Genomic DNA, 13,564 nt, shown 5'->3' with positions numbered 1-13,564 from the left:
GACCCGGCGCGCCGAGGCTCCTCACAGCCCACGCCGGTAGACTCGAACGTTATGGCTGACGGACCCCTCATCGTGCAGAGCGACCGGACCGTGCTGCTCGAGGTGGCGCACCCCGACGCCGAGAGCGCGCGGCATGAGCTCGCGATCTTCGCCGAGCTCGAGCGCGCGCCCGAGCACATCCACACCTACCGCATCACGCGCCTGGGCCTGTGGAACGCCCGCGCCGCCGGCCACGACGCCGAGGACATGCTCGCGACGCTCGACCGCTGGTCGCGCTTCCCGGTGCCGCCGTCGGTGTCGATCGACATCCGGGAGACGGTGAACCGCTACGGCCGGCTCGTCATCGAGCGCCTGGCCAAGCAGGAGGACGGCTCTGGCGGGGAGCTCGTGCTGCGATCGACGGATGCGGCGGTCCTCGCCGAGGTCACGAAGAACAAGCGCATCCAGCCGCTGCTGATCGGCCACCCCGAACCGCACACGTTCATCGTCGACGCATGGGCGCGCGGGGCCATCAAGCAGGAGCTCCTGAAGATCGGCTGGCCGGCCGAGGACCTCGCCGGCTACACGGCGGGGACGCCGCATCCCATCGACCTCGCCGAGGACGGATGGCACCTGCGCCCCTACCAGCGCAAGGCCGTCGACACGTTCACCGAGGGCGGCTCAGGAGTGGTGGTGCTCCCCTGCGGCGCCGGCAAGACGCTCGTCGGCGCGGCGGCGATGGCCGACACCAAGACGACGACCCTCATCCTCGTGACGAACACCGTCAGCGCACGCCAGTGGCGCGACGAGCTGCTCAAGCGCACGTCGCTCACGCCCGAGGAGATCGGGGAGTACTCCGGGCAGACCAAGGAGATCAAGCCGGTCACCATCGCGACCTACCAGATCCTCACGGCGAAGCGGAAGGGCGAGTACGCCCACCTGGCCCTGCTCGACGCGCTCGACTGGGGCCTCGTCGTGTACGACGAGGTGCACCTCCTCCCGGCGCCGGTGTTCAAGCTCACCGCCGACCTGCAGGCCCGCCGCCGGCTGGGGCTGACCGCCACGCTCGTGCGCGAGGACGGCCGCGAGGGCGACGTCTTCAGCCTCATCGGCCCCAAGCGCTTCGACGCCCCGTGGAAGGAGATCGAGGCGCAGGGCTTCATCTCCCCCGCCGTCTGCTACGAGGTGCGCGTCGACCTGCCGGACGGCGACCGCCTCGAGTACGCGGCCGCGGCCGACGACGAGCGCTATCGCCTCGCCGCCACCGCGCCCGCGAAGATCGGCGTCGTGCGCAACCTCGTCGAGCGGCACAAGGGCGAGCAGATCCTCGTGATCGGCCAGTATCTCGACCAGATCGACATCCTCGCCGAGGCCCTGGATGCCCCGAAGATCACCGGCGCGACGCCCGTCGACGAGCGCGAGCAGCTGTACCAGGCGTTCCGCGAGGGCACCGTCGACGTTCTCGTGGTGTCCAAGGTCGCGAACTTCTCGATCGACCTGCCCGAGGCATCCGTCGCCATCCAGGTGTCGGGCTCGTTCGGCTCGCGCCAGGAGGAGGCGCAGCGACTGGGCCGTCTGCTGCGCCCCAAGCAGTCGAACCACACCGCGAGCTTCTACACGCTCATCGCCCGCGACACGGTCGACCAGGACTTCGCGCAGAACCGGCAGCGCTTCCTCGCCGAACAGGGCTATGCCTACACGATCCTGGATGCGGACGGCATCGCCGCCTGAGTTCAGCCGCTACGGGCGCACGTAGCGGAGGAAGAGCTCGTCGCCGACGCGGCGGACGTCGCGCAGCGTCATCCGCCGCACGGTCTCCTGAGTCCCTGCCGCGACGCGCGGCGCCTGCCCGCCCACGAGGTGCGGACTGAGAGTCAGGCACACCTCGTCGACCAGGTCGTCTCCCGCGAGCGCGCCGAACAGGGTCGGTCCGCCTTCGCACAGGATGCGGCGACCCGCCGTCTGCGCGAGCTGTTCGATCGCATCGCGCAGGTCCGCGAAGACGAGGACGTCGGCGACCTCCGCGTGCTCCGCCGCATCCGCCCGCGTGAGCAGGAGGGGCCGCACGACGGCCTCGACGAAGACGGGATGCTGCGCCGGCACGCTGAGAGACCCGGAGAGCACCGCGATCCGCGGCTGCGCCGATACGCCCTTCATGACGCGCCACGCCGCATCCTCGCCCGCCAACTGCATCCCGCCGTACCCTTCGGCGAGGATCGTGCCCGCGCCGACGAGCACGACATCGGCGTTCGCGCGCAGCGCCTGCATCGTCTCGCGGTCCGCGGCGTCGCCCAGTCCCCCGCTGTGCCCGTCGACGGTCGCAGCGCCGTCGATGCTCGAGACGACGTTGATCCGGACGTGCGGCCCCTCGCCCTCCGGCACGGCGTAGTCGTCGCGGAGAGTCATTCGTTGCCCTCCGGCCGCGTGTTGTGCAGAAGATACGCGGGCTCGCGCCATCCCTCGATCGCCTCGACCATGCGCATCGCGTCGACGGTCTCGCGGACGTTGTGCACGCGCACGATCCGCGCGCCGTTCATGGCGCACCACACGGCGGCGGCGAGGGATCCGGCGAGCCGGTCGCCGCGTTCGCGGTCGAGGGTCTCGCCGACGAAGTCCTTGTTCGACAGGGCGACGAGGAGAGGCAGACCGAGCTCGCTGAGCTCCGCCAACCGCCGGGTGAGCTCGAGCGAGTGCCGCGTGTTCTTGTTGAGGTCGTGACCCGGGTCGATGACGATGCGGTCGTGCGGCACCCCGGACGACAGCGCGAGGGAGACGCGTTCCCGGAGGAAGTCCGCGACCTCGGCGACCACGTCGTCGTAGTGCGGCTGCGGAAGCTGGGTGCGGGGGGCTGCAAGACTGTGGGCGATCACGAGGGCCGCTTCACCGGCGCCGACGACCTCGGCCATGCGCGGGTCGTGCAGCCCCGTCGTGTCGTTGATGATGGCGGCACCCGCATCCATCGCCGCCGCCGCGACCTCCGGGTGGAAGGTGTCGACCGAGACGAGCCCGAGCGGGGCGAGCGCACGGACGACCGGGATGACGCGCGCGCACTCCTCCTCGACCGGCACCGGCGGGCCGGGCGCGAACTTCACGCCCCCGATGTCGACGATCTCGGCGCCCTGGTCGAAGGCGGCGGCCCCGGCGGCGATCGCCGCGTCCAGGGCGAACGTCGCGCCACGATCGTAGAAGGAGTCGGGCGTGCGGTTCACGATCGCCATCACGGCGACGTGCTCCGTGAGGTCCAGCTCCCATCCGCCGGCCCGCAGCACGGTCGAGGTCATGACCTCCGTCATGCGATGAGCGATTCGAGCGAGACGGACGGGTCGGCGAGGGCGCCGGCATCCACCGGCTCGCCGGATCGGATGAGCGCCTGCACGGTCTCGTTGACGTCCCACACGTTGACGTTCATGCCGCCGACGACACGCCCGCCGTCGACCCAGAACGCGATGAACTCGCGCCCCTCGAGGTCGCCGCGGATGACGAGCTGCGCCTGCGACATGAGCGGCGCATACCCGGAGAGCTCCATGCCGAGGTCGTACTGGTCGGTGTAGAAGTACGGGATGTCGTCGAAGACGACGTGCTGCCCCAGCATCGCGCGCGCCGCCACGGGTCCGGCGTTGAGCGCGTTCGCCCAGTGCTCGCTGCGCAGGTGCCGCTGGATCACGGGGTGGTAGGCGTTCGCGACATCGCCGGCCGCGAAGACGTCCGGCGCGCTCGTGCGCAGGCTCGCGTCGACGAGGATGCCGTTCTGGATGTCGAGCCCCGCGGCCTCCGCGAGCTCGATGTTCGGCACGGCCCCGACGCCGACGAGGACGAGGTCCGCCGGGACGGTCTCGCCATCGACGACGACGACCGTCGCACGCCCGTCGCCGGCGATCGCCTCGACGCCGACCGACAGGCGCAGATCCACGCCGTGCTCGCGGTGCATGCGGGCGAAGACATTGCCGAGCTCGGCGCCGAGGGCGGCGGCCAGTGGCACCGGATCACGCTCGAGCACGGTGACCTCGTTTCCGAACTCGCGCGCCGTCGCAGCCACCTCGAGGCCGATCCACCCCGAGCCGATCATCACAAGCCGCCGCCCGCCGTCTTTCAACTCGGCGTGGAGGGCGTCCGAGTCCTCGATCCGGCGGAGCGTGTGCACGCCGGGAAGATCGGCCCCGGAGATGGGGAGCCGACGCGGACTCGCCCCCGTGGCCAGCAGCACCGCGTCGTACCCGAGCGACTCGCCGCCGGCGAGTTCGAGCCGGTGAGCCGCGGGGTCGAGCGCCGTGGCGACGGTGCCGGTCCGCAGCCCGATGCCGTTGTCGGCGTACCACTCGGCCGGGTGCAGGATGACGGCATCCGCACCCTCCTTGCCGGCGAGGTAGCCCTTCGACAGCGGAGGACGCTGATACGGCGGATGCTGCTCGGCGGCCACGATCGTCACGTCGCCGTCGAATCCCTCCGCACGCAGGGTCTCGGCGGCCGATCCCGCGGCGAGCCCGCCGCCGACGATCACCAAGTGGGTCATGATCCGCTCCTTCCGTCGAGGATGCGCCCTTGCAGGCGTTCGTCGTGCGCGACGACGCCCCGGAAGGCCGCGGTCTCCGTCAGGGACTCGGGTGCGCGCACGCCGCGGATCGACATGCACAAGTGCTCGGCACGGAGGACGACCCCGACGCCGCGCGGCGCCAGGGCGTCATCGAGGTCGTCGGCGATCTGGGCGGTGAGGCTCTCCTGCACCTGCAGGCCGCGGGCCCGACGTTCGACCACGCGGGCGAGCTTGGACAGCCCCACGAGCCGCTCGCCCGGCAGATACGCCACGACGGCCTCGCCGCGGAACGGGAGCAGATGATGCGCGCACAGCGACGTGAACCGGATGCCGCGCACCACGACGAGGTCGTCGTAGCCGGTGTCGTTCGCGAACGTCGTCATCGCGAACGGCTCGGGCGTCGTGAGCTCCAGCAGGCCATCGACCACTCGCCGCGGCGTCTCGGTCAGATGCTCTCGCGCGAGGTCGTGACCGAGCGCCGTGAGGAGTTCGGCGACGGCGGCCTCGGCTCGGTCGCGATCGACCGGATCGTCTGCCAGTGCGTGCAGTGCGGTCGATGCGTTCATTCCCGTTCCCTTCTCGCCTGCTCCTGACGGTAGGGCTGTTCCGAATTTTTGTCAAGCATCTTGTTTTTAGAGTGGTACACTCGCCCCATGCGGCCCCGTAACGACCTCGATGCCCTCGGCGCCCTCGGCGACCCGATGCGGCGACGGCTGTACCGGCTGGCGGTCGACTCGGCCGAGCCCCTCACCCGGGACGCGGCGGCGGAGGCCCTCGGCATCCCACGCAGCACGGCTGCGTTCCATCTCTCGCGTCTCGTCGACGCCGGCGTCCTCGTCGTGGAGCGGCGCCGCCCGGCAGGCAGGGGCGGGCCTGGCGCCGGGCGACCCGCCAACGTCTACACCCCGGCCGCCGACGAGCTCGTCGGGTCTCTGCCCGAGCGACACTACGAGCTCGCGGGCGAACTGCTCGCCGCGGCTGCCGAGCACGCCGAGGCCGAGGGCACGAACGTGCGCCGAGCGCTCACGCACGTGGCGCCGCGCACGGGCGCCCGCGTGGGCGCCGGATCCGAAGACCTCGAAGACGCCCTGGCCACGTGCGGGTACGACCCGCGGCCCGACGGCAGCGGCGGACTCACGCTCGAGAACTGCCCCTTCCACACACTCGCCCAGCGCTACACCGACCTCATCTGCACGACGAACCTCTCGCTCGTCGAGGGCATCGCCGCCGGCGTCGGCGACGACCGGCAGCCGGTGCTCGACCCGAAGCCCGGCCGGTGCTGCGTGACGATCCGCGCGGAGATGTGAGCCGACCCGTCTGAGAGTCCAGCCGCATCCTTCTGTGCGTCAGAGCACCGGCGCGGCGGCGCGAATCCACCCGTTCACAGTCGAGACCTGGCATATTGGGTCCATGACCGCTCCGCGCATCCTCGTCGTCGACGACGAACCGAACATCCGCGACCTGCTGATCACGAGCCTGCGTTTCGCCGGCTACCAGGTACGCGCCGTGTCCAACGGTGCGCAGACGATCTCGGCCGTCCTCGAGGAGGAGCCGGATCTCATCATCCTCGACGTCATGCTCCCCGACATGAACGGGTTCAGTGTGACCAAGCGCCTGCGCGGCGCCGGGTACACCGCGCCGATCCTCTTCCTCACCGCGAAGGACGACACCGAGGACAAGGTCGCGGGCCTGAACGCCGGCGGCGACGACTATGTGACGAAGCCCTTCAGCCTCGACGAGATCGTCGCCCGCATCCAGGCGATCCTCCGCCGCACGATGCAGGCCGACGAGGAGTCGGTCATCCGCGCCGGCGAGCTCACGATGGACCAGGACACGCACGACGTCTTCGTCGGAGACGCATCCATCGACCTCAGCCCCACGGAGTTCAAGCTCCTGCGCTACCTCATGCTGAACCCCAACCGCGTGCTGTCCAAGGCGCAGATCCTCGATCACGTGTGGGAGTACGACTTCAACGGCGACGCCGGCATCGTCGAGAGCTACATCTCGTACCTCCGCCGCAAGATCGACCCCCTGTCGACCGAGCCGCTCATCCAGACCAAGCGCGGCTTCGGCTACATGCTGAAGGCGGGCAAGTCCGCCTAGAACCAGGAGCGACACGGTGGCTGCCGGATCGGATGCGGTCACCCGCGGGTGGCGTGGCGTCAGCCTGCGCGCGAAGGTCACCGGGGTCACGGTGGCGATCCTCGCGATCGGCCTCGCCGTCGCCGGCATCGGCACCGCGTTCTTTCTCAGCAACTCGCTGATCAACGGCATCGACGACTCGCTGAGACCGCTCGCGAACGCGAACCTCGCCCCGTCGCTCATCACCGTCGAGAACACGGCGAACGGTCCGAAGTTCACGGCGCGGCCGGACGTGCCGACGGACTTCTTCGTCGCGCTGTACGACGAGACCGGGAAGCTCCGGATCACCGCGGGCGGCAACGGAGCGCCGAGCCCCGTGTTCCCCGAGACGTACAAGCTGAGCCAGACGCAGATCTATTCGCTGCAGGCCTTTCCCCTGGAGAACTCGTCGGGCGGCCCGGACTACCGCGCGATGGTCGCGCTGCAGAACGTCGTCGACTCCCGCACGCTCTACACGCAGCTCGTCGCCCTGCCGACGGCGCCCGTGGTGAAGGTCGTGACGGCGTACCTCGGCATCTACACGCTCCTCGCCCTCGTCATCCTCATCGCCGGCGCCCTCGCCACACGGTGGCTCGTGACGCTCACCTTCCGGAGCCTCGGGCAGGTGGAGGCGGCGGCGGACTCGATCGCGGCCGGCGACTTCAGTCAGCGCCTCACCGACATCGAACCGCCCACGACCGAGGTCGGGCGCCTGAAGAACGCCATGAACGCGATGCTCGTGCACGTCGACGACTCGATCAGCCAGCGCGACGCGTCGGTGCGGCAGATGCGCCGGTTCATCGGCGACGCCAGTCACGAGCTGCGCACGCCGCTCGTGACGGTGCGCGGATACGCGGAGCTCTACCGGATCGGGGCCATCGAGGGCGATGAAGCCACCGCCCAGGCGATGGAGCGCATCGAGAAGGAGGCGATCCGGATGGGCGTCCTGGTCGAGGACCTCCTCGCCCTCGCCCGTCTCGACGAGAAGCGCGACGTCGTCATCGAGCAGGTCGACCTCCGTCCCATCGCACGCGACGCGGCCATGGACGTCCATGCGACGTCTCCCGGGCGTGAGGTCACCGTGATCGACACGACCGACATGGGCGCCGCCGAGTCCGCTGCCGCGGAGGCGGACCTGACGACGAACGCGGTCGCCGCGCCGGCACGCGGAGCCCGTGGTCGCGCGGGCGCGACGCTGTCGCGCCTCCGCCGCCGCGGGCGTCCGACTCCGCTCGCACCCGAGATCGTCGCACCTCCGGCCGCGCTGCCGGAGCCGCTCGTGCTCGCGGATGAGAACCAGGTGCGTCAGGTCGTCGCCAATCTCCTCGGCAATGCGCGCCGGTACAGCCCCGACGAGTCTCCGCTGGAGCTGCGCGTCGGCGTGGACACCGTGGCCTGCATGGGATGGATCGAGGTCGTCGACCACGGCGACGGCATCCCCGAGCAGATCCGTGAACAGATCTTCCAGCGCTTCTGGCGCGCGGACACGTCCCGCACCCGCGAGACCGGCGGGTCGGGTCTCGGTCTCTCGATCGTGGCCTCCATCGTCGAGACGCTGCACGGGACCGTCTCAGTCGACGACACCCCCGGCGGCGGCGCCACCTTCCGGGTCGCCCTCCCGCTCGCCGAGGAGCGCAACGCGGCCGACCACGTGAACCTGGAGACGCAGCCGCTCACGCGGATCGCGGTCGACGAGGACTGACTCTCCTCCCCAGGCTCGACGCTTCGGTCATGGCGAAGGCCGTCGTGCACAGAACGACGACCAGCACGATGGATGCGGCGCCCCGCGCCTACCGTGAGGAGACCGTTTCCCCACGCAAGGAGTTCCTCATGGCCGTCTTCTCCGTCGACAGCGAACAGGTCTTCGCCGCCACCGCCGCCGCGCGCGGCACCGCCGAGCGCCTCGAGGCCGAGGCCTCCGCGATGCTCGCCCAGCTCACGCAGCTGCAGGGCTCGTGGACGGGCGTCGCAGCGGCCGCCTTCCAGGACGTCATCGATCAGTGGAGGGTAACGCAGCGGCAGGTCGAGGCATCCCTCGGCGCGATCACCCAGGCGCTGGCCGCCGCCGGCCGTCAGTACGCCGATACCGAGCAGGGGGGGGGGGCCGTCGGCGGCGCCCCGCCCCGCCACCCGCCGGTCCCCGCCCACGCCCCCCCCCCGCCGGCGGGCCGCTTCCGTGTGAACTGGATCAGAAGTCCATGCCACCGGTCGGGTCGCCGACGGGCGCGCCCGCCTTCTCCGGCTTGTCCGCGACGACCGCCTCGGTCGTCAGGAACAGGCCGGCGATCGACGCGGCGTTCTGCAGCGCCGAGCGGGTGACCTTGGCCGGGTCGATGATGCCCTGCGCGAACAGGTCGCCGTACTCGCCGGTCGCGGCGTTGAGGCCGTGACCGGTCGGGAGCTCCGACACCTTCGCCGCGACGACGCCCGGCTCGAGGCCGGCGTTGAGGGCGATCTGCTTCAGCGGAGCCTCGATCGCGACACGCACGATGTTGGCACCGGTCGCCTCGTCGCCCGAGAGCGACAGCTCGTCGAGCGCCTTGCGGCCGGACTGGATGAGCGCCACGCCGCCACCGGCGACGATGCCCTCCTCGACGGCGGCCTTCGCGTTGCGGACGGCGTCCTCGATGCGGTGCTTGCGCTCCTTGAGCTCGACCTCGGTGGCCGCGCCCGCCTTGATGACGGCAACGCCGCCGGCGAGCTTGGCGAGGCGCTCCTGCAGCTTCTCGCGGTCGTAGTCGCTGTCGGTGTTCTCGATCTCGCGACGGATCTGGGTCACGCGACCCTCGATCTGGGCGGGGTCGCCGGCACCCTCGACGATGGTGGTCTCGTCCTTGGTGATGATGACCTTGCGCGCACGGCCGAGCAGGTCGAGGGTCGTGTTCTCGAGTTTGAGACCGACCTCCTCGCTGATGACCTGGCCGCCGGTGAGGATCGCGATGTCCTGCAGCTGCGCCTTGCGGCGGTCGCCGAAGCCGGGGGCCTTGACGGCGACCGACTTGAAGATGCCGCGGATCTTGTTGAGCACGAGCGTCGCGAGCGCCTCGCCCTCGACGTCCTCGGCGATGATGACGAGCTCCTTGCCGTCCTGGATCACCTTGTCGACGACGGGGAGAAGATCCTTGATGTTCGAGATCTTCGAGTTCGCGATGAGGATGTACGGGTCCTCGAAGACCGCCTCCTGGCGGTCGGGGTCCGTGACGAAGTAGGGGTTGATGAAGCCCTTGTCGAAGCGCATGCCCTCGGTGAGCTCGAGCTCGGTGCCGAAGGTCTGCGACTCCTCGACGGTGACGACGCCCTCCTTGCCGACCTTGTCGATCGCCTCGGCGATGAGCTCGCCGATGGTGGGGTCAGCGGCCGAGATCGATGCCGTGGCGGCGATCTCCTCCTTGGACTCGACCTCCTTGGCGGACTCGAGCAGCTCGGCGGTGATGGCCGCGACGGCCTTCTCGATGCCCTTCTTGAGCGAGATCGGGTCGGCGCCGGCTGCGACGTTGCGCAGGCCCTCGCGCACGAGCGCCTGGGCGAGGACGGTCGCGGTCGTGGTGCCGTCACCGGCCACGTCGTCCGTCTTCTTCGCGACCTCCTTGACGAGCTCCGCGCCGATCTTCTCGTACGGGTCGTCGAGCTCGATCTCCTTGGCGATGGAGACGCCGTCGTTCGTGATCGTGGGGGCGCCCCACTTCTTCTCCAGCACGACGTTGCGGCCGCGCGGGCCCAGGGTGACCTTGACCGCGTCGGCCAGGGTGTTCAGGCCGCGCTCGAGGCCGCGACGGGCCTCCTCATCGAAAGCGATGATCTTTGCCATGTGTGTGTCGTCCCTCCCGGACGGTGGCTTGGGGTATTAGCACTCAGAGAACATGAGTGCTAAAAGTCATTCTGGCACTCGCCCCACCCGAGTGCAAGCGGACGCGGTTCGACGACACAGGCGGTCTGCGCCCGCGTGGACCTACTTCTTGGGCGTGGCGCTTCCGCCGTTGGCGCGATCCATCCCGACGACGATCGTGAGCTGCTTCGCGTCCGGGTTCGCTGTCGGCTGATATGCGTCGCTCTGCGCGACCTCGGCGCCGCCGATCGCGTTGGCGAGACCCTGCGCCGCTCCCTCATCCGCAGGGAGCGCGTAGTACACCGTCGTCTTCGCGAAGCCGGTGGTGCCGGCATCCCCCGCCTGCACGTTGTCGGCCTTCCATCCGGCTGCTTCGACCTTGGCCTTCACGGAGGCGGCGAGGCCGGCTTGACCCGTGGCGTTCAGGACGAGCACGTTGTACGAGGTGTCGATGACCGGTGTCACCGACGGCGCCGCGGCGACGGTCGCCGAGGGCGAGGGCCCGAGGGTGATCTTGCCCGATGCGACGAGGGTGCCGAAGATGCCGATGCCGACGAGGACCACGGTGGCGACTGCCGCCCAGGTGAACACGAGCCATCCGCTCATGTGCGGGTTCTCGGCGCGGTGCGCCCCGACCCGGCCGGAGTCCTCCGGGAGCGAGTCGAAACGGTCCCGGGGGTGACTCGGATTCGGCATCCCACGATGCTACCTGGCGCGCCCTGGAAGCGTACCCAGCGGATGCACACTCGGCGGCGGTGTGCTCAGCGGATGCGGCTCAACCGATGTGTGCTCAGCCGATGCCGCCGGCGCGAGCCGTGCGCGTGTCCCGGCGCGTCTCGCGCAGGCGCAGCAGGCGCTTGACGAGCAGCGGATCGTGCGCGAGCGCATCCGGCGACTCGATGAGGCGGCCGAGGAGCTGGTAGTAGCGGGCCGGAGTCAGCTCGAGCTGGCCGCGGATCGCCTCCTCCTTGGCTCCGCCGTGCCGCTGCCACGCGGCCTCGAAGGCCAGAAGTTCGCGGTCGCGATCGGAGAGGGGCACCCGTCCACGCTAGTCGTGGGAGGCGCGCAGGCCCGCGCGCCACTCCACGAAACCCCCGAGCGGATCGACGGCGGCGAGCACGTCGCCGTCGAGCGCGAGCGCGAACGCGTCGGACGGCCAGGTCGCCTGATCGATCGGCGCCGACCACCCGTCGTGCAGGCTCGGGGCATCCAGCGTGATCCAGCGTCCCGCTGCCCGGGCGGCGTCGATGATCCGCACACGTCCCGCATACGGGACGTGTGCGAGGACGCCCGGCGTCGTGATGACGAGCGTGGCACCCGGCGGGGCGAGCGCGGCGACCTCGGGGATCGCCTCGACCGCATCCCGCTCGATGAGAAGGGGCGGGTCGGCGGCCACGACGTCGAGGGCGGAGCGGATGCGGGACTCGCGCCCCTCCTCCCCCGGCCACACCAGGGTCTCGAGGAAGCGCCGGTCGCCCGCATCCCCCGCATCCAGCGGATGCAGATCGATGCCCGCCCGCCAGACCACGTCGGGCAGGCGAAGCGGCGGGCGGAGCGGCCCGCGGAACCGCGAGTGCAGGACGACGGGCGAGTCCCCGAGCACCGTGTCGCCGTCCGCCGACGCGTACCGATAGGCGTAGCGGTCTGGGTACAGGCAGAGCCCGGCGCTCGCGCCGACCTCCAGCAGCGCGATGGGCCCGTCGATGAGCGACAGCGCCGGCAGGAGCACAGCGCACCGCAGCGGCTCGTTCGTCTGGAGGCTGCGGCTCCCGCACTCGGCGACGACCTCGTCGGCGTGCGCGAGAAGCCACGACGGCCATTCGCCCGACTCGGGGGCTCCGAGCAGGCGCGTCACCGCGAAGACGAGCGGCGGTTGACGGTGGGCGGCCGCGATGCGCGCGAGGACTGCTGCGAGCGCCGGATCGGATGCCACCGCGCTCGCCCACTCCGCATACAGCGCGGACCTGCCGGGCGCCTCGTCGCGCGCGAACCGCGCGTAGCGCTCGGCGACCGCTGCCTGTTCGTCCATCCGTCCCATTCTCAGCCAATCCCGGGGCCGGGCCGGAACACTCCCTCTCGGCCTCCGGTTGAATAGAGGTGGCGAAAGGCGATCCCATGACGACGTACGACGTGACCAAGTCCGACGCGCAGTGGCGCGAGGAGCTCACCCCGGACCAGTTCGCGGTGCTGCGGGAGGCCGCGACCGAACGGCCCTGGACGGGCGAACTGCTCGACGAGCACCGCGCCGGGCTCTACACGTGCGCGGCCTGCGGAGCGGAGCTGTTCCAGAGCGGCACGAAGTTCGACTCCCACTGCGGCTGGCCGAGCTTCTACGAGTCGATCCGGCCGGAGGCCGTCGAGCTCATCGAGGACCGAAGCCAGGGCATGCTGCGCACCGAGGTGCGCTGCGCGAACTGCGGCTCGCATCTGGGGCATGTCTTCCCGGACGGCTTCGGCACGCCGACGGGCGACCGCTACTGCATGAACTCGATCTCGCTCGACTTCACACCCGAGGCATGACGCATCCAGCACGGGAGGCGGTCCTCGCGCGCCGGTCGTATTCGAAGGTGACCGAGGCGGCGCCCACCCACGAAGAGCTCGCAGAACTCGTCGCAGCGGCCGGGCGGGTCGCCGACCACTCGTCGCTCGAGCCGTGGCGGCTCATCGAGCTGCGCGCCGACGACCGCGAGCGCCTCGGCCGGGCGATCAACAAGAGCCTCGGCGAGATGGGCGCGTCGGCGAAGCCGCTGCGCGCGCCGCTGCTCATCGCGATCGTCGTGAGCACTCGGCCGAGCGAGAAGGTCCCCCGCTGGGAGCAGGAGGCGGTCGCCTCCGGCGTCGCGCACGCGCTGAGCCTGCTCCTGGACGAGGCGGGCTGGGGCGTGATCTGGCGGACCGGCCACTACACGCGGTCGAAGCCCGTCGCGAAGCTCCACGGGCTGCACAAGGGCGAAGAGCTCCTCGGCTGGCTGTACGTCGGCGGGAAGCCCGAGCGCGACCGTCCCGGCCGTCGCAAGCCGGTCGACGTCCACGCCCACCTGTCGCGCCTGCCGCACAAGGGCTGAGGGACGGATGCGGGGCCCGGCATCGCCGGGCCCCGCATCCGT

Annotated in this window: 14 protein-coding genes and 1 pseudogene; 7 read left to right on the top strand and 8 right to left on the bottom strand. The window is 70.7% G+C overall.

What is annotated here, in order from left to right:
• Positions 1 to 51: 51 nt before the first annotated feature.
• Positions 52 to 1,710 (top strand): DNA repair helicase XPB, encoded by a 1,659-nt coding sequence (locus QSV35_RS17380; RefSeq protein WP_286290101.1) that lies wholly within the window; start codon positions 52 to 54, stop codon positions 1,708 to 1,710.
• A 9-nt stretch (positions 1,711 to 1,719) separates the two neighbouring features.
• Here the strand turns inward: QSV35_RS17380 and QSV35_RS17375 are convergent, their stop codons facing one another.
• From QSV35_RS17375 to folE, 4 genes are read right to left on the bottom strand one after another with little or no spacing between them, the layout of a single operon-like run.
• Positions 1,720 to 2,385 carry a dihydrofolate reductase family protein gene (locus QSV35_RS17375; RefSeq protein ID WP_286290100.1) on the bottom strand — a complete coding sequence of 222 codons (666 nt, stop codon included), beginning with the start codon at positions 2,383 to 2,385 and terminating at the stop codon, positions 1,720 to 1,722.
• Positions 2,382 to 3,272 (bottom strand): dihydropteroate synthase, encoded by an 891-nt coding sequence (gene folP / locus QSV35_RS17370; protein ID WP_419956866.1) that lies wholly within the window; start codon positions 3,270 to 3,272, stop codon positions 2,382 to 2,384. Before folP ends, QSV35_RS17375 begins: the two co-directional genes overlap by 4 nt.
• Complete coding sequence (locus QSV35_RS17365) at positions 3,269 to 4,489, bottom strand: NAD(P)/FAD-dependent oxidoreductase (protein ID WP_286290099.1); 1,221 nt, start codon at positions 4,487 to 4,489, stop codon at positions 3,269 to 3,271. Before QSV35_RS17365 ends, folP begins: the two co-directional genes overlap by 4 nt.
• A complete protein-coding gene (folE, locus tag QSV35_RS17360; protein WP_286290098.1) occupies positions 4,486 to 5,076 on the bottom strand; it encodes a GTP cyclohydrolase I in 591 nt (196 codons plus the stop codon). Before folE ends, QSV35_RS17365 begins: the two co-directional genes overlap by 4 nt.
• Positions 5,077 to 5,163: 87 nt before the next feature.
• Here folE and QSV35_RS17355 point away from each other — a divergent pair, with 87 nt between their 5' ends.
• The 4 genes and pseudogenes from QSV35_RS17355 to QSV35_RS17340 form a co-directional block, all read left to right on the top strand.
• The gene (locus QSV35_RS17355; protein WP_286290097.1) at positions 5,164 to 5,817 is read left to right on the top strand and encodes a helix-turn-helix domain-containing protein; all 654 of its coding nucleotides are present in this window, start codon (positions 5,164 to 5,166) and stop codon (positions 5,815 to 5,817) included.
• A gap of 103 nt (positions 5,818 to 5,920) precedes the next feature.
• Complete coding sequence (locus QSV35_RS17350) at positions 5,921 to 6,613, top strand: response regulator transcription factor (RefSeq protein ID WP_286290095.1); 693 nt, start codon at positions 5,921 to 5,923, stop codon at positions 6,611 to 6,613.
• A gap of 16 nt (positions 6,614 to 6,629) precedes the next feature.
• Positions 6,630 to 8,333 carry a sensor histidine kinase gene (locus QSV35_RS17345; protein ID WP_286290094.1) on the top strand — a complete coding sequence of 568 codons (1,704 nt, stop codon included), beginning with the start codon at positions 6,630 to 6,632 and terminating at the stop codon, positions 8,331 to 8,333.
• A gap of 29 nt (positions 8,334 to 8,362) precedes the next feature.
• A pseudogene (locus tag QSV35_RS17340) lies at positions 8,363 to 8,716 on the top strand (WXG100 family type VII secretion target); the annotation flags it as partial.
• Between the two features lie 103 nt (positions 8,717 to 8,819).
• Here QSV35_RS17340 and groL read toward each other — a convergent pair.
• The 4 genes from groL to QSV35_RS17320 form a co-directional block, all read right to left on the bottom strand.
• The gene (gene groL / locus QSV35_RS17335; RefSeq protein ID WP_286290093.1) at positions 8,820 to 10,439 is read right to left on the bottom strand and encodes a chaperonin GroEL; all 1,620 of its coding nucleotides are present in this window, start codon (positions 10,437 to 10,439) and stop codon (positions 8,820 to 8,822) included.
• Between the two features lie 141 nt (positions 10,440 to 10,580).
• Positions 10,581 to 11,153: a LytR C-terminal domain-containing protein gene (locus tag QSV35_RS17330; protein WP_286290092.1), complete on the bottom strand. Its 573-nt coding sequence runs from the start codon at positions 11,151 to 11,153 to the stop codon at positions 10,581 to 10,583.
• A 94-nt stretch (positions 11,154 to 11,247) separates the two neighbouring features.
• Entirely contained in the window at positions 11,248 to 11,496 is a 249-nt protein-coding gene (locus QSV35_RS17325) for a DUF3263 domain-containing protein (RefSeq protein ID WP_286290091.1), read from the bottom strand.
• Between the two features lie 9 nt (positions 11,497 to 11,505).
• Complete coding sequence (locus tag QSV35_RS17320) at positions 11,506 to 12,486, bottom strand: DUF2332 domain-containing protein (RefSeq protein WP_286290090.1); 981 nt, start codon at positions 12,484 to 12,486, stop codon at positions 11,506 to 11,508.
• 86 nt (positions 12,487 to 12,572) lie between these two features.
• Here QSV35_RS17320 and msrB point away from each other — a divergent pair, with 86 nt between their 5' ends.
• Positions 12,573 to 12,977 carry a peptide-methionine (R)-S-oxide reductase MsrB gene (gene msrB / locus QSV35_RS17315; protein WP_286290089.1) on the top strand — a complete coding sequence of 135 codons (405 nt, stop codon included), beginning with the start codon at positions 12,573 to 12,575 and terminating at the stop codon, positions 12,975 to 12,977.
• Positions 12,974 to 13,522 carry a nitroreductase family protein gene (locus QSV35_RS17310; protein ID WP_286290088.1) on the top strand — a complete coding sequence of 183 codons (549 nt, stop codon included), beginning with the start codon at positions 12,974 to 12,976 and terminating at the stop codon, positions 13,520 to 13,522. Before msrB ends, QSV35_RS17310 begins: the two co-directional genes overlap by 4 nt.
• Positions 13,523 to 13,564 lie beyond the last annotated feature (42 nt).

The organism is Microbacterium candidum (assembly GCF_030315975.1).
GTDB lineage: Bacteria > Actinomycetota > Actinomycetes > Actinomycetales > Microbacteriaceae > Microbacterium > Microbacterium candidum.
The sequence above is the reverse complement of the archived record's forward strand: the minus strand, read 5'-3'. Positions and strand labels throughout refer to the sequence as shown.

What these genes read in the sequence shown, in the direction of transcription:
- QSV35_RS17380 (WP_286290101.1), top strand. Translation starts at nt 52, where the DNA reads ATGGCTGACGGACCCCTCATCGTGCAGAGCGACCGGACCGTGCTGCTC.
- QSV35_RS17375 (WP_286290100.1), bottom strand. Translation starts at nt 2,385, where the DNA reads ATGACTCTCCGCGACGACTACGCCGTGCCGGAGGGCGAGGGGCCGCAC.
- folP (WP_419956866.1), bottom strand. Translation starts at nt 3,272, where the DNA reads ATGACGGAGGTCATGACCTCGACCGTGCTGCGGGCCGGCGGATGGGAG.
- QSV35_RS17365 (WP_286290099.1), bottom strand. Translation starts at nt 4,489, where the DNA reads ATGACCCACTTGGTGATCGTCGGCGGCGGGCTCGCCGCGGGATCGGCC.
- folE (WP_286290098.1), bottom strand. Translation starts at nt 5,076, where the DNA reads ATGAACGCATCGACCGCACTGCACGCACTGGCAGACGATCCGGTCGAT.
- QSV35_RS17355 (WP_286290097.1), top strand. Translation starts at nt 5,164, where the DNA reads ATGCGGCCCCGTAACGACCTCGATGCCCTCGGCGCCCTCGGCGACCCG.
- QSV35_RS17350 (WP_286290095.1), top strand. Translation starts at nt 5,921, where the DNA reads ATGACCGCTCCGCGCATCCTCGTCGTCGACGACGAACCGAACATCCGC.
- groL (WP_286290093.1), bottom strand. Translation starts at nt 10,439, where the DNA reads ATGGCAAAGATCATCGCTTTCGATGAGGAGGCCCGTCGCGGCCTCGAG.
- QSV35_RS17330 (WP_286290092.1), bottom strand. Translation starts at nt 11,153, where the DNA reads ATGCCGAATCCGAGTCACCCCCGGGACCGTTTCGACTCGCTCCCGGAG.
- QSV35_RS17320 (WP_286290090.1), bottom strand. Translation starts at nt 12,486, where the DNA reads ATGGACGAACAGGCAGCGGTCGCCGAGCGCTACGCGCGGTTCGCGCGC.
- msrB (WP_286290089.1), top strand. Translation starts at nt 12,573, where the DNA reads ATGACGACGTACGACGTGACCAAGTCCGACGCGCAGTGGCGCGAGGAG.
- QSV35_RS17310 (WP_286290088.1), top strand. Translation starts at nt 12,974, where the DNA reads ATGACGCATCCAGCACGGGAGGCGGTCCTCGCGCGCCGGTCGTATTCG.